This is a genomic window from Cupriavidus sp. GW821-FHT02F09 (assembly GCF_059421605.1).
In genome coordinates this window covers 78,597-91,605 of record NZ_JBWKVH010000013.1, presented here as the reverse complement: position 1 = coordinate 91,605, position 13,009 = coordinate 78,597, and the positions used below count along the sequence as shown (strand labels likewise).

The 13,009-nt window shown below is 66.5% G+C and carries 11 protein-coding genes; 4 read left to right on the top strand and 7 right to left on the bottom strand.

Translation table 11 applies throughout. The annotated features are described in order from the left end of the window. Nucleotides 1–62 precede the first annotated feature (62 nt). The 3 genes from glxR to gcl all read right to left on the bottom strand — a co-directional run bounded on the left by glxR (nucleotide 63) and on the right by gcl (nucleotide 3,730). The gene (gene glxR / locus AC07XB_RS16935) at nucleotides 63–1,139 is read right to left on the bottom strand and encodes a 2-hydroxy-3-oxopropionate reductase (RefSeq protein WP_492828683.1); all 1,077 of its coding nucleotides are present in this window, start codon (nucleotides 1,137–1,139) and stop codon (nucleotides 63–65) included. Next, nucleotides 1,042–1,824 (bottom strand): hydroxypyruvate isomerase, encoded by a 783-nt coding sequence (gene hyi, locus AC07XB_RS16930; protein WP_492828685.1) that lies wholly within the window; start codon nucleotides 1,822–1,824, stop codon nucleotides 1,042–1,044. The genes glxR and hyi overlap by 98 nt, the downstream gene beginning before the upstream one ends. Before the next feature lie 130 nt (nucleotides 1,825–1,954). Beyond that, nucleotides 1,955–3,730, bottom strand: a complete 1,776-nt coding sequence (gene gcl, locus AC07XB_RS16925) for a glyoxylate carboligase (protein ID WP_043350593.1) — start codon at nucleotides 3,728–3,730, stop codon at nucleotides 1,955–1,957. A 364-nt stretch (nucleotides 3,731–4,094) separates the two neighbouring features. Here gcl and AC07XB_RS16920 point away from each other — a divergent pair, with 364 nt between their 5' ends. Further along, the gene (locus AC07XB_RS16920) at nucleotides 4,095–5,042 is read left to right on the top strand and encodes a hypothetical protein (protein WP_492828687.1); all 948 of its coding nucleotides are present in this window, start codon (nucleotides 4,095–4,097) and stop codon (nucleotides 5,040–5,042) included. Here the strand turns inward: AC07XB_RS16920 and AC07XB_RS16915 are convergent. Further along, entirely contained in the window at nucleotides 5,027–6,238 is a 1,212-nt protein-coding gene (locus AC07XB_RS16915) for a M20 aminoacylase family protein (protein ID WP_492811470.1), read from the bottom strand. The two genes, AC07XB_RS16920 and AC07XB_RS16915, sit on opposite strands and share 16 nt — an antisense overlap. Before the next feature lie 55 nt (nucleotides 6,239–6,293). Continuing rightward, a complete protein-coding gene (locus tag AC07XB_RS16910; RefSeq protein WP_492373486.1) occupies nucleotides 6,294–7,607 on the bottom strand; it encodes an MFS transporter in 1,314 nt (437 codons plus the stop codon). 349 nt (nucleotides 7,608–7,956) lie between these two features. Between AC07XB_RS16910 and AC07XB_RS16905 the strand changes: the two genes are divergently transcribed. The 3 genes from AC07XB_RS16905 (at nucleotide 7,957) to AC07XB_RS16895 (ending at nucleotide 10,387) form a co-directional block, all read left to right on the top strand. Continuing rightward, nucleotides 7,957–8,895: a LysR family transcriptional regulator gene (locus tag AC07XB_RS16905; RefSeq protein ID WP_416049920.1), complete on the top strand. Its 939-nt coding sequence runs from the start codon at nucleotides 7,957–7,959 to the stop codon at nucleotides 8,893–8,895. 194 nt (nucleotides 8,896–9,089) lie between these two features. Beyond that, entirely contained in the window at nucleotides 9,090–10,007 is a 918-nt protein-coding gene (locus AC07XB_RS16900) for a LysR family transcriptional regulator (RefSeq protein WP_416049919.1), read from the top strand. Beyond that, nucleotides 10,004–10,387: a DUF2784 domain-containing protein gene (locus AC07XB_RS16895; protein ID WP_492374134.1), complete on the top strand. Its 384-nt coding sequence runs from the start codon at nucleotides 10,004–10,006 to the stop codon at nucleotides 10,385–10,387. The genes AC07XB_RS16900 and AC07XB_RS16895 overlap by 4 nt, the downstream gene beginning before the upstream one ends. Before the next feature lie 83 nt (nucleotides 10,388–10,470). Here AC07XB_RS16895 and AC07XB_RS16890 read toward each other — a convergent pair whose 3' ends face one another. Further along, nucleotides 10,471–11,289, bottom strand: a complete 819-nt coding sequence (locus AC07XB_RS16890; RefSeq protein WP_492828689.1) for a crotonase/enoyl-CoA hydratase family protein — start codon at nucleotides 11,287–11,289, stop codon at nucleotides 10,471–10,473. After that, on the bottom strand, nucleotides 11,286–12,965 hold the full coding sequence (locus tag AC07XB_RS16885) for a long-chain-fatty-acid--CoA ligase (RefSeq protein WP_492828691.1): 1,680 nt from the start codon (nucleotides 12,963–12,965) through the stop codon (nucleotides 11,286–11,288). Before AC07XB_RS16885 ends, AC07XB_RS16890 begins: the two co-directional genes overlap by 4 nt. Between the last annotated feature and the right edge of the window lie 44 nt (nucleotides 12,966–13,009).

The window sequence follows — 13,009 nt, the reverse complement described above, 5'->3', positions numbered from 1 at the left end:
CGGCCGCGAGCGGCCGGGAGTGATGCTGGCCTGCCGAGGCAGGCCGTGATGGCGCTGCTGGCTTACTTGGCGCCGCCCTTGGCGATCTCATGGTTGGACATGATCTCGATGGCGCGGCACAGTGCCGAGTGGTCCTGTTTGCCCAGACCGTTGGCGGCGCAGGTGTTGAACAGCTCTTGCGCGGTGGCGGTGTTGGGCAGTGCCACGCCCAGCGCCTTCGCGCCTTGCAGCGCGAGGTTCAGGTCCTTCTGGTGCAGCTCGATGCGGAAGCCCGGATCGAAGGTGCGCTTGACCATGCGCTCACCATGCACTTCCAGGATGCGCGAAGCCGCGAAGCCGCCCATCAGCGCCTGGCGCACGCGCGCCGGATCGGCGCCCGCCTTGGAGGCGAACAGCAGCGCTTCGGACACGGCCTGGATGTTCAGCGCCACGATGATCTGGTTGGCCACCTTGGTGGTCTGGCCGTCGCCGTTGCCGCCGACCAGCGTCACGTTCTTGCCCAACAGGTCGAACAGCGGCTTGACCTCGTCGAACGATTCTTGCGGACCACCGACCATGATGGTCAACGATGCGGCCTTCGCGCCCACTTCGCCGCCGGACACCGGTGCATCCAGGTAGGCAGCGCCGAGCTTGTTGACGCGCGCGGCGAAATCCTTGGTGGCGATCGGCGAGATCGAGCTCATGTCGACCACGATCTTGCCGTGCGCGGCTTCCTTGCCGGCGCCCTTGAGTGCGGCGGCCACGCCCTTCTCGGCGAACAGCACGGCTTCCACGTGCGGGGTGTCCGGCACCATGATCACGATGATGTCCGCGCGCTTGGCCACTTCCTCGGCGCTGGTGCAGACCGTGACGCCGGCATCGACCAGCGCTTGCGGTGCGGGGTTCACGTCATGCACGAACAGCGTGTGGCCGGCCGCGCGCAGGTGGCCCGCCATCGGTGCGCCCATGATGCCCAGGCCGATAAAGCCGATGTTGCGTTGGTTTGCCATGTGATGTCTCCTTGATGGGATCGTTGAATGTTTGTGGATTTGCTTGTTCCGCTTACTGCACGCCGTGTTCCGCGCGCCAGCCCAGGCCTTCCACCGTGGTCGTGCGCGGCTTGTACTCGCAGCCGACCCAGCCGCCGTAGCCGATCTCATCGAGCCACTTGAACAGGAAGTGGTAGTTCAGCTCGCCGGTGCCCGGCTCATTGCGCCCCGGGTTGTCGGCCAGCTGCACGTGCTTGATCTTCGGCAGGTTGGCTTTGAGCGTGGCGGCGATTTCGCCTTCCATGCGCTGCATGTGATAGATGTCGTACTGCACGTAGAGGTTGGGCGCGTTGACCTGTGCGATCAGGTCCAGCGCCTGCTGCATGCGCGACAGGAAGAAGCCGGGGATGTCGAAGGTGTTGATCGGCTCGACCAGCAGGTCGATCTGCTCGGCGCCGAGCGCCTGCGACGCGAAGCGCAGGTTTTCCACCAGCGTTTCCTGGGCCTGCTCGCGCTTGACGTTCTGCGGCTGGATGCCGACCAGGCAATTCAGCTGGCGCACGCCCAACACCTTGGCGTACTTGATCGCCTCGCCCACGCCGTCCTGGAACTCGCTCACGCGGTCCGGGTGGCAGGCAATGCCGCGCTCGCCCGCTTCCCACTTGCCCGCGGGCAGGTTGTGCAGCACCAGGTCGAGCTGGAAGCGGTTGAGCCGGTCGGCGATCTGGTCGGCGTGAAAGGCGTAGGGGAAGAGGAACTCCACGCCGCGGAAGCCCGCGCGCGCGGCGGCTTCAAAGCGGTCGAGGAAAGCCACTTCGTTGAACAGCATGGTCAGGTTGGCGGCAAGTTTTGGCATGGATGTCTCCGGATGACTTGTCTTGTGATTCCGCTCGCGCGGAGGCGGTGATTGGGGGGCGCATCAAGGGTACAGCGGGGATGCAGCGCTGCGCGCGGGCTCGTGGCCCGCGCTTGTCAGCCTGCTGTGCTTACGCCGTTTCCACTTCTTCCTTGAGGATGGCTTCCTCGATGTCTTCGATCGGCTCGAACTCGTTGATGTTGTCGATCTCGGTGCCCATCGCGATATTGGTCACGCGCTCCAGGATCACTTCCACCACCACGGGCACCGAGAACTCGGCCATCAGGTCGCGCGCTTCGGCAAAGGCCGGCGCGATGTCTTCCGGCTTGAACACGCGGATCGCCTTGCAGCCCAGGCCTTCCACCACCTTCACGTGGTCCACGCCGTAGCCGTTGAGCTCAGGCGAGTTCACGTTGTCGAAGGCCAGCTGCACGCAGTAGTCCATCTCGAAATTGCGCTGCGCCTGGCGGATCAGGCCGAGGTAGGAGTTGTTCACCACCAGGTGGATGTACGGCACCTTGAACTGCGCGGCCACGGCCAGTTCTTCGATCATGAACTGGAAGTCGTAGTCGCCCGAGATGGCCACCACATCCGATTCCGGCGAGGCCACCTTCACGCCGATCGCGGCGGGGATGGTCCAGCCTAGCGGGCCGGCCTGGCCGCAGTTGATCCAGTGGCGCGGCTCGTTGACCGACAGGAACTGCGCGGCGGCGATCTGCGACAGGCCGATGGTGGACACGTAACGCACATCGCGCGGGAAGTACTGGTTCATCTCGCGGTACACGCGTTGCGGCTTGACCGGCACGTTGTCGAAATCGCTCTTGCGCTGCATGGTGCGGCGGCGCTTTTGCACGTCCGCCACCCAGCTCTTGCGGCACGGCAGGCGGCCGGCCATCTTCATCTCGCGCGCCACTTCCACGAACTGCTCCAGCGCGGCCTTGGCATCGGAGACGATGCCCAGGTCCGGGCCAAACACGCGGCCGATCTGGGTAGGCTCGATATCCACGTGCACGAACTTGCGGCCCTTGGTGTAGACCTCGACGCTGCCGGTGTGGCGGTTGGCCCAGCGATTGCCGATGCCGAGCACGAAGTCCGATGCCAGCATCGTGGCGTTGCCGTAGCGGTGCGACGTCTGCAGGCCAACCATGCCGGCTTGCAGCGGGTGGTCGTCGGCCAGCACGCCCCAGCCCATCAGCGTGGGGACCACCGGCACGTTGACCAGCTCGGCGAATTCCACCAGGAGCTCGGCCGCGTCGGCGTTGATCACGCCGCCACCGCACACGATCAGCGGGCGCTCAGCCGCGTTGAGCATGGCGATGGCCTTCTCGATCTGCGCTCGTGAGGCAACCGGCTTGTACGGGGCGAGCGGCTGATAGGTTTCCGGATCGAACTCGATCTCGGCAACCTGCACGTCGAACGGCAGGTCGATCAGCACCGGGCCCGGGCGGCCCGAGCGCATCAGGTGGAAAGCTTGCTGGAACACTTGCGGCACCAGCGCCGGCTCGCGCACGGTCACCGCCCACTTGGTCACCGGCTTGGCGATCGACTCGATGTCGACGGCCTGGAAGTCTTCCTTGTACAAACGGGCGCGCGGCGCCTGGCCGGTGATGCAGAGAATGGGGATGGAGTCAGCCCAGGCCGAGTACAGGCCGGTGATCATGTCGGTGCCGGCCGGGCCCGAGGTGCCGATGCACACGCCGATATTGCCGGCTTCGGCGCGGGTGTAGCCTTCGGCCATGTGCGAGGCGCCTTCCACGTGGCGGGCCAGGAAATGGTCGATGGTGCCGGCCCGGCGCATGGCCGAGTAGAACGGGTTGATGGCGGCGCCGGGCACGCCGAACGCGGTGGTGATACCTTCTTTTTCCAGCACGGCGATGGCCGCGTCAACTGCTCTCATCTTCGGCATGTCTGTCTCCAATCGTTGATGCGATGTTTTGTGAATGGCTATGAATGGCTGCGAATCACTGTTGGAGTCCATGCTATTCCCGCAAGCGGGTTGGGATAAAGGGAAGGGAGATCAGTTGATTCGATACCCGTGATATCGAATGAGGGCGCCCGAGGCAGAAAACACGATCGCCCGACGCGGTCTGGCGCGTGTCATGGAACTACGTTGTGTGACGGCAACGATACGTAGGAAATTGCGGGAAAAGCCCGCCCGACGGTCCCGGTGCGCACCCTGCGGCCCGCTAAATGGCGACAATGTGCGGGTATCGCGCCAGTACCTGTGCCAAGGCACGGCGCAGGAACCACCTATTGCCAACCCAACCGCCATGCATACCAGGCTCCCTCCCACCCGCGAGCTGCTTGACGCGCTCAAGCGCAAGCCGCCCGCCGCATCCGATACCGCCGGTTCGCCCGCGGCCGCCATGAACCTGATGCGGCTGCAAAGGGGCCTGCTGGTGCTGTTCTGGGCTTGTTCGGTGGCTGCGCTGCTAGTGACCGGCGCTGTGCTGTACACCAAGTACCAAATCAGGCAGACGCCGGCGCCATGGCTGGCGCGGCTGGTCTATAGCTTGCTGGGCGGCAGCGTGGCGGGGCTGGCAGCGCTGCTGCTCACGCACCTGCCGGCGCTGGCGCGCAAGTTGCGCGATCCGCTCGGGGCATTGGCCGACCAGGTCGACCGGCACGATGAGACGGAAAGCGCGCTGCTGCGCTCGCTGGCGCGCGTCCCCGCCCAGGCGCTGCGCGCCAGGGCACGGCGGGTGGAGATGCAGTTACGGATGTGGGAGGGCATGGCGAGGACGATCGGTTTGCTGATCGCGGTCAGCCCGGCCGCGCTGGTGCTGGTCACGGGCCTGTTCGAGTTGCCGCGCAAAGGCGGCAGCCTGCTGCCGCTGCTGTCGCTCTACGGCCTTGTCTTCGTGTCGGGCGCGGCGCTGGCGGTCTTCCTGCAATTGCAGGTCAGCCGGCCGTTGCGCCGGCTTGCCTACGTGCTCGGCGAAGCGGCGCAGATCAGCGCGCAGCTGGAAAAGGCGCCAACGCCGCCCGCGGCGGCATCGGCAGTGGTCGCCGCCGTACCCGTTGCAGCGCCCATTGCAGCGCCCGCATCCGCGGTCCCATCTCCGGCGCCGGTACCGCCCGAAGTCCTCCATGCAAGCGCGCCCGGGGATGCAGCCGCGACCTCGCCAGAAGAGGATGCCGCGGCGCAAGTGGACCACGCGGACCACGCAGCAGCGGGTCCGCCCACGCTGCCTGCGCTGCCTCAACCCGCCAGGTAGGTCTGGGCCAGCCGGACCCAGCAAGCCGCGCCCAGCGGCAGCACCTGGTCGTTGAAGTCGTAGCCCGGGTTGTGCACCATGCAGCCGCCAAACTCGCCTTCGCCGTTGCCGAGGATCAGGTAGCAGCCCGGCACCTCGTTGAGCATCCACGCAAAGTCCTCGCTGCCGTTCAGGCCCTTGGGGGCTTGCGTCACGACTTTGTCGGTGCCGACCAGATCGGCGCAAACCTGCTGCGCCAGCGTTGTTTCGGCCTGCGTGTTGACCATCGGCGGCGTTAGCTGGCGATAGTCGATGTGCGCCTCCACGCCGTGCGCCTGCGCGGTCAGGCTGACGATCTCGCGGATGCGCTGCTCCACCAGCGCGCGCGTCTCCGGGCGCGCCGCGCGCACGTTCAGGCCCAGCGTGACTGATTCCGGAATCACGTTGTGCGTGGCGCCGCCACGGATAAAGCCCACCGACAGCACGGCCGTATCGTCCGGCGCCACATTGCGCGCCACCACCGTCTGCAGCGCGGTGACGATGGCCGCGGATGCTGCGATCGGATCGCGCGCGCGGTGCGGCATGGCGCCATGCCCGCCCACGCCCTTGATGGTCACGTCGGCCACGTCGGACGACAAGCTCACCGGGCCGGGCAGCACGCGGAAGGTGCCGGCGGGCACGCCCGGCATATTGTGCAAGGCGAACACGGCATCGCACGGGAAACGCGTGAACAGGCCATCCTCGATCATCGCGCGCGCGCCGCAAAGGTTTTCCTCGTCGGGCTGGAAGATCAGGTTGAGGGTGCCATCGAAATCGCGGCTATCTGCCAGCGCCTTGGCGGCGGCCAGCAGGATGGCGGTGTGGCCGTCGTGGCCGCACGCGTGCATCTTGCCCGGGATCTTGCTGGCATACGGCAGGCCCGTGGCCTCGACGACCGGCAACGCATCCATGTCGGCGCGAATGCCCAGGCGGCGCTTGCCGTTACCCAGCTTCAACTGCCCCACCACGCCGCTCTTGCCGATGCCCGTGTGCACCTCGTAGCCCCAGCTCTCCAGCAAGGTGGCCACCAGCTTGCTGGTGGCGCCAACCTCGAAGCCGAGCTCAGGCTGGGCGTGGATCTGGCGGCGGATGCCGATAAAGGTCTCGGCATCGATCTGGATCGCCGGCAGCAGATGCGGCAGCAACTGGAAGGGCGTCAGGGTCGGTTCGCGGGTCATGTGTTTATCCTTTGCTGCAAGTCGGCCAGCCTGGCCGGGTAGAGGAGGAGAGCGCTCAATGCGCTTGGGCGTTTTCGCGGATCGTCAGCACCGCGAGGATGGTCACCGTGCCGCAGGCCATCATGTAGAAGGCGGGCGCCATCGGGTTGCCGGTCTTGGCCAGCATCCAGGTGACGATGAACTGGCAGGAACCGCCGAACACCGTCACGCCAACCGCGTAGATCACCGACAGGCCGCTGGCGCGCACATGGGCCGGCAGGAGTTCCATCATCATCAGCAGCATCGGCGTGGAGCCCAGGTAGACGCTGGCGGTCAGCAACGCGGACAGCGACAGCACCAGCGGCACGCTCGGGTAATGGGTCATCAGCCAGAACGCGGGATAGAGGCACACCAGCGTGAAGGCCATCGAGCCCAGCACCAGCGGCTTGCGGTGCGGCAAGCGGTCGGCCAGCGTGCCGGCCACCAGCGACATCACCAGGCACACCACACCCGTCACGCAGCCCGACAGCAGCGACAGCGATGGCGGCAGATGCAGTTCGCGGATCATGTAGGTGGGCATGAAGTACACCACCAGGTAGGTGGCGACCGTGCCGCCGATGATGGTCAGGATGCCCTTGACCACAGTGCCGCCATGCTCGCGGAACAGCGTGCCGAGCGGGCTGGGCGCGTGCGCCTCGGCCGTGTGCGTCTCGTCCAGGTGAGCGCGGATATACAGGCCCACAGGTGCAATCAGCAGGCCCAGCACGAAGGGCACGCGCCAGCCCCAGCTTTCCAGCGAAGCCTGCGGCAGCACGCCATAAAGAATGGCGGCCGTGAGCGCGCCCAGCGTCGCCGCGATGCCCTGGCTGCCGAGTTGCCAGCTGACGCGAAAGCCGCGGCCCTTGACGCCGCCGGACTCCATCAGCATGGCGGTGGAAGCGCCAATCTCGCCGCCCAGCGAAAAGCCCTGCAGCAGGCGTCCGGCCACGATCATCACCGGCCCGAACAAGCCAGCGACCGCGTAGGTCGGGGCAAAGGCCAGGCACATCGTGCCAATCACCATCAGGCCGATGGTCAGCGTCATTGCCGCCTTGCGGCCATGGCGGTCCGCGTAGTTGCCGATCACAAAGCCGCCCAGCGGCCGCATCACGAAGCCGATGCCGAAGGTCGCCACCGCCAGCAGCAGCGAGCCGTATGCGCTGTCGGACGGAAAGAACAGCTTGCCGATCAGCAACGCGAAGAAGCTGTAGACGGTGAAGTCGTACATCTCGAGCGCATTGCCGATCGAGCAGGCGGCGATCAGGCGGGACTGGCTCTGGCGCGGCGGGCTCGCGGGCTTGGCCTGAGAAGGGGCCAGCGAGGGCGCCGCGGGCAGGGTGGCATCGTTCATGTCGGATCTCCACGAACTGGTTGAGGGGGTGAGGGGGTGGGGGCCGTGGAGGCCGGCGCTTGCCGGGCATCCATCGCGGGAAAGTGGGGACTCCCTGGCGATGAAGTATTGAGGCAAACACGGCAAGCCAAAAATCATATATTTTCATCCTGATAACCAAATGGCATCGCCGTCATAACCACCGTCGCGCCGCTATCGGTACAAGTACCGAGAAGCCTTGTGCCATGGGCATTCGCGGCGCAGCACCGGGTGCGCGCAGTAGTGCCGCCAACGGCGCTTGGGCACGGCTCCGGGGCGGCGCGCACCGTTGCGGGGCGCCTGGAAGAACATAAAAAGAGGAAAAGCCAAGATGAAGCTGCAGCAACTACGCATCCTGCTGGCGGTGGCCCAGCACGGCAGCATCCACGAAGCCTCGCGCAGCCTCCATGTGTCGCAGCCGGCGCTGTCCAAAGCCATCGCCGAACTGGAACGCGAACTCGGCGTCACCCTGATGTCGCGCTCCGTGCGCGGCGTCAGCCTGACCGCCTATGGCGTGGCGCTGGTCAAGCGCGCCAGCCTGGTGGAGCAGGAACTGCGGCATGCGCTGGAAGACATCGAAGCCATCCGCGGCCACGCCGACGCGCAGCTCAACATCGGCTTCACCGCGGTGGCCTCCAGCGGCCCGCTGCCCGACGCCATGGCCGCGTTCCGCAAGCGCTTTCCCAATGTCGCCCTGCGCGGCTTCGAGCTGCGCCCGCAACAGATCCTCGAAGGCCTGCGCGAAGGCCGGCTCGACCTCGGCCTGATCTCCACCAACAGCGGCCCCGGCACCGGCACCTTCCAGTGGGAACCGCTGTTTTCCACCGGAATGTCGCTGGCCGTGCGCGCCGGCCATCCGCTGCGGCGGGTACGCCGGCTGAGGCCGCTGCTCGACGCCGACTGGCTCGTCCTCGACCCGCTCGACGACCCCGGCAGCCCGCTCGCCAGCGTGATGCGGCTGCACCGGCTCGACATGCCCAAGCGCGTGGTGCAGAGCGCCTCCAACCTGCTCGGCCTGCAGTTGGCCACGCGCACCGACCTGATCAGCATGTGGTCCGACTTCGTCTTCGACGGCACCGGCCCGCTGCGGCTCGATCCTTCGTCATTGATCCGACTGCCGATCAGCGACGAACTACCCGAGTTCCGCGTGTTCCTCGTCTACCGCTCGGAAGACCTGATGACCCACGCCTGCGCCGAGTTCAGCAAGGAGGTACGGCATTGCGCGCAAACGATGCCGCGAGGGCGGCCCGCGGTGCGTGCGGGCAGGTGAGTGCAGTGATGCATTGTCGGAGCGCTTGATCGGGCACGAATGGCCCGATGGCGGACGCCAGGTCCGGGCCTCCCGCCTGATATCTCATTCCTCATTCCTCATTCCTCATGCCCCCACCCAAATCGCCTCCATAGCCCCCAGCACATGCCCGCCGCCTTCAAATGCGCCACAATGACGCCCAGGAGACACACAGCATGGACAAGCTAAAACAGATCGAAGCCTTTATCGCTGTCGTCGAACACGGCAGCATGGCTGCGGCCGCGCTGACGCAGGGGGTGACGCCGGTGATGATCGGGCGCCGCATCAATGCGCTGGAGGCGCGCATCGGCGTGAAGCTGCTGCACCGCTCAACGCGGCGCATCGTGGTGACGGAGCAAGGCGCGGCGTTCATGGAGCAGTGCAAGAAGGCCCTGGCGGACCTGGACCGGGCCGAGATGCTGATCGCCGAAGGCAAGCACAAGGCGACCGGCCACCTGATCGTGTCGGCCCCGGCGGCGTTCGGGCGCAAGCATGTGGCGCCGCATGCGCCGGCGTTCCTGGCGGCGAACCCCGAGGTGCAGATTTCCTTCAACCTGACCGACCGCGTGGTGGACCTCGTGCGCGAGGGCTATGACGTGGGCATCCGCATTGGCGGGGCCATCGATCCAAACTTTGTCGCGATCAAGCTGGCGACCAACAAGCGCGTGGTCTGCGGCACGCCGGCTTACTTCGCACGCTACGGCGTGCCGCAGACACTGGACGACCTGGCGCAGCACAACTGCCTGGCGTTCAACCTGCAGGGAGGCCAGCAGCGCGGCTGGTATTTCCAGCAAGACGGCAAGACGGTGACGGTGCGCGTCAATGGCAACCTGGATTGCAACGACGGCGAGTTGCTGCATCGCTGGACGGGCGAGAGCCTGGGGCTGGGCTGGCGCTCCACCTGGGAAATCCTGCCGCAGCTGGAGAGCGGGGAGCTGATCACGGTGCTGGATGAGTATGCGCTGCCCGATTACGACATCCTTGCGGTGTACCCGCAGCAGCGTCCGGTGCCGGCAAAGATCCGCTTTTTTATCGAGCACCTGAAGGCAGCGTTCGCGGTGCCGGGCTACTGGACCGGGCGGCAAGGACGATGATGGCGGCGTGGCTCGCGGACGCGGTCGTCCTTTTTCACCTCGCCTTTATCGTCTTCGTCATGCTGGGCGGTTTGCTGGTGTTGCGCTGGCCGCGCATGGCCTGGCTGCATCTGCCGGCAGCGGCCTGGGGCGTGGTGGTGGAGTGGAGCGGATGGATCTGCCCGCTCACGCCGCTGGAAAATGCGCTGCGCCAGCGCGCGGGGCAGCAAGCCTATGGCGGGGATTTTGTGCAGCACTACGTGCTGGCGCTGATCTATCCCGATGGCCTCACGCGCGAGATCCAGATGGTGCTTGGCGCCGTGGTACTGGCGCTCAACCTGGCGGTCTACGTGGCGCTCTATTGCCGGATGCGGCGCCAGCGAACGCGTCGGCACGCCTGAGCGCGCAAGACGCAAAACGCAAAACGCAAGGCGCAAGGCGCAGATCGCAGATCGCCAGGCACCTCAGCCCGCACCACGCAACACTACGACGCCGGCTTGAACGCTGCTGCCCGCTTTTCCATATTGGCGATCACTGCTTCGCGCTGGTTGGCGCCGCCGATCAGCCGGTCCTGCTCGACCGATTCGGCCAGCAGAATGGCGGCACCGTCGCCGTCTTCGCTCACCTGCATCAAGCGCTTGGCGGCGCGGATTGCGTCCGGGCTGCGGTTGGCGATGTCGCGCGCGGTGGCTAGCGCGGCGGCGCGCGGGTCGTCCACCACGGCGGTGGCCAGGCCCAGCGCGCAGGCTTCTTCGCCAGTGACGATGCGGCCGCTGTAGATCAGCTCGCGCAGGCGGTCGGGGCGCACCAGGCCGCGCATCAGCAGCATGCCGGCCATGTCGGGCACCAGCCCCCACTTGATCTCCATCACCGACATGCGCGTGTCCGCGGTGACATAGCGCAGGTCCGCGCCGAGCGCGACCTGCAAGCCGCCGCCGAACGCCACGCCGTGCACAGCGGCGATCACCGGCACCGGCAGTTCGCGCCACACCATGCAGGCGAACTGCGGGCGATTGGCGATGCCGTGGCTGCGCGCCGCGAGGCGGCCCGCGGCGATGGCGTCGCCCTGGCCATTGCCCAGCCCGGCCATGCTCTGCATATCGAGCCCGGCGCAAAATGCGCGGCCTGCACCCGACAGCACAACGGCGCGCAAGTCCGGTTCGCGCGCGAGACGCTGGCCGGTCTCGATCAGCGCGTCGAACATGGCGGGGTCGAGCGCGTTCATCTTGTCGGGCCGGTTGAGCCTGACCTCGGCCACGCCATCTTCGATGGTCAGGATGATGCGTTCGCTGCTGGTGCTCATCTTGCATTGCTCCTTGCTGGAATCGGGTCCTGCGCCGTGGGCAGGACATAGTCTTTGAATTGCTCGCGCAGCTTCACCTTGAGCAGCTTGCCCGTGGCGGTGTGGGGCAGCGAGTCGACAAAGGCGACGTCGTCGGGCACCCACCATTTGGCGACGCGCGCGGCGAGAAACGCGAGCAGTTCGGCGGCGCTCACGTCCTTGCCCGCGCGGCGCACCACCACCAGCAGCGGGCGCTCTTGCCACTTGGGATGTGGCACGCCCACGACGGCGGCTTCGGCCACGGCGGGATGGCCCATGGTGGCATTCTCCAGGTCGATGGAAGAAATCCACTCGCCGCCGGACTTGATCACGTCCTTGGCGCGATCCACCAGCTGCACATAGCCGTCGGCATCGATATTGGCGACGTCGCCGGTGTCGAACCAGCCGTCGGCGTCGAGCGCGTCGTGCTCTGCCTTGAAGTACGCCGAGGCGATCCACGGCCCGCGCACCTTGAGCCGGCCAAAGGCCTGGCCATCGTGCGGCAGCGCGTTGCCCTGGTCGTCCTCGATGCGCAGGTCCACGCCCCACAGCGCGCGGCCTTGCTTGAGCTTGATCTTCAATTGCTCCTGCGTGCCCAGCGCTTGATGCTTGGGCAAGAGCGTGCTGATCACGCCGATCGGGCTGGTCTCCGTCATGCCCCAGCCCTGGACGAAGCGCGCGCCGAACTGCTGCTCGAAGCGCTCGATCATCGCCGCCGGCGCGGCGGAGCCGCCTACGCCGGCCAGCTTCAGCCCGAGCGAGCGCGGATCGATCTCTGGATGCGCATCCAGGTACTGGAACAGCATCAGCCACACCGTGGGCACCGCGGTGGAAAAGGTCACGCGTTCGTCGCGCAGCATGCGGTAGACGTTTTCGCCGTCCAGGTGCTGGGCGGGCAGCACCATCTTGGCGCCCGTCATGGCGCATGCGTAGGGCATGCCCCAGGCGTTGGCGTGGAACAGCGGCACGACCAGCAGGATCGCGCTGTCCGCGCTCACGCCAAAGGTGTCGAACGCACAAGCCTTGAGGCTGTGCAGCACGGTGGAGCGATGCGAATACAGCACGCCTTTAGGGTTGCCGGTGGTGCCCGATGTGTAGCAAAGCGACGACGCGGTGCGCTCGTCGAACTGCGGCCATGCATAGTCCTCGCTGCCGGCCTCGACCAGGTCTTCGTAGCACAGCAGGCTGGGCAGCTTGCCGGCGAGGCCAAGCGCGTCGGTGCCGGCGCGGTCGGTCATTGCCACGTAGTGCGTGACGCTGGACAGGCGCGGCGCGAGTTGCGCCACCAGCGGCGCGAAGCACGGATCGAAGAAGAGCACGCGGTCTTCCGCGTGATTGATGATGTAGTCGATCTGCTCGGGGAACAGGCGGGGATTGACGGTATGCAGCACCACACCCGCGCCCGACACGCCGAAGTACAGCTCCAGGTGGCGGTGCGTGTTCCACGCCAGCGTGCCGACGCGGTCGCCTTGCTGAATGCCAAGCCCGGCGAGCGCGCTGGCCACCCGCTTTGCGCGGAGGTGCACCTGCGCGTAATTGGAGCGCACCGTGCCGCCATCGATCGTGCGCGACACGATCTCCTGCAGCGGGTGGTACTGCGCGGCGTACTCGATCAGTGAGGAAATCAGCAACGGACGGTCTTGCATGAGGCCTAGCATGGTGCGCGTCTCCTGGTTTCGAATTGGTGGTGCGATGCGTAGCC

Coding starts and splice junctions, on each gene's coding strand:
- AC07XB_RS16895 (WP_492374134.1), top strand. CDS start 10,004: ATGATGGCGGCGTGGCTCGCGGACGCGGTCGTCCTTTTTCACCTCGCC.
- AC07XB_RS16885 (WP_492828691.1), bottom strand. CDS start 12,965: ATGCTAGGCCTCATGCAAGACCGTCCGTTGCTGATTTCCTCACTGATC.
- hyi (WP_492828685.1), bottom strand. CDS start 1,824: ATGCCAAAACTTGCCGCCAACCTGACCATGCTGTTCAACGAAGTGGCT.
- AC07XB_RS16915 (WP_492811470.1), bottom strand. CDS start 6,238: ATGACCCGCGAACCGACCCTGACGCCCTTCCAGTTGCTGCCGCATCTG.
- AC07XB_RS16900 (WP_416049919.1), top strand. CDS start 9,090: ATGGACAAGCTAAAACAGATCGAAGCCTTTATCGCTGTCGTCGAACAC.
- AC07XB_RS16890 (WP_492828689.1), bottom strand. CDS start 11,289: ATGAGCACCAGCAGCGAACGCATCATCCTGACCATCGAAGATGGCGTG.
- AC07XB_RS16905 (WP_416049920.1), top strand. CDS start 7,957: ATGAAGCTGCAGCAACTACGCATCCTGCTGGCGGTGGCCCAGCACGGC.
- AC07XB_RS16910 (WP_492373486.1), bottom strand. CDS start 7,607: ATGAACGATGCCACCCTGCCCGCGGCGCCCTCGCTGGCCCCTTCTCAG.
- gcl (WP_043350593.1), bottom strand. CDS start 3,730: ATGCCGAAGATGAGAGCAGTTGACGCGGCCATCGCCGTGCTGGAAAAA.
- AC07XB_RS16920 (WP_492828687.1), top strand. CDS start 4,095: ATGCATACCAGGCTCCCTCCCACCCGCGAGCTGCTTGACGCGCTCAAG.
- glxR (WP_492828683.1), bottom strand. CDS start 1,139: ATGAGATCGGCTACGGCGGCTGGGTCGGCTGCGAGTACAAGCCGCGCA.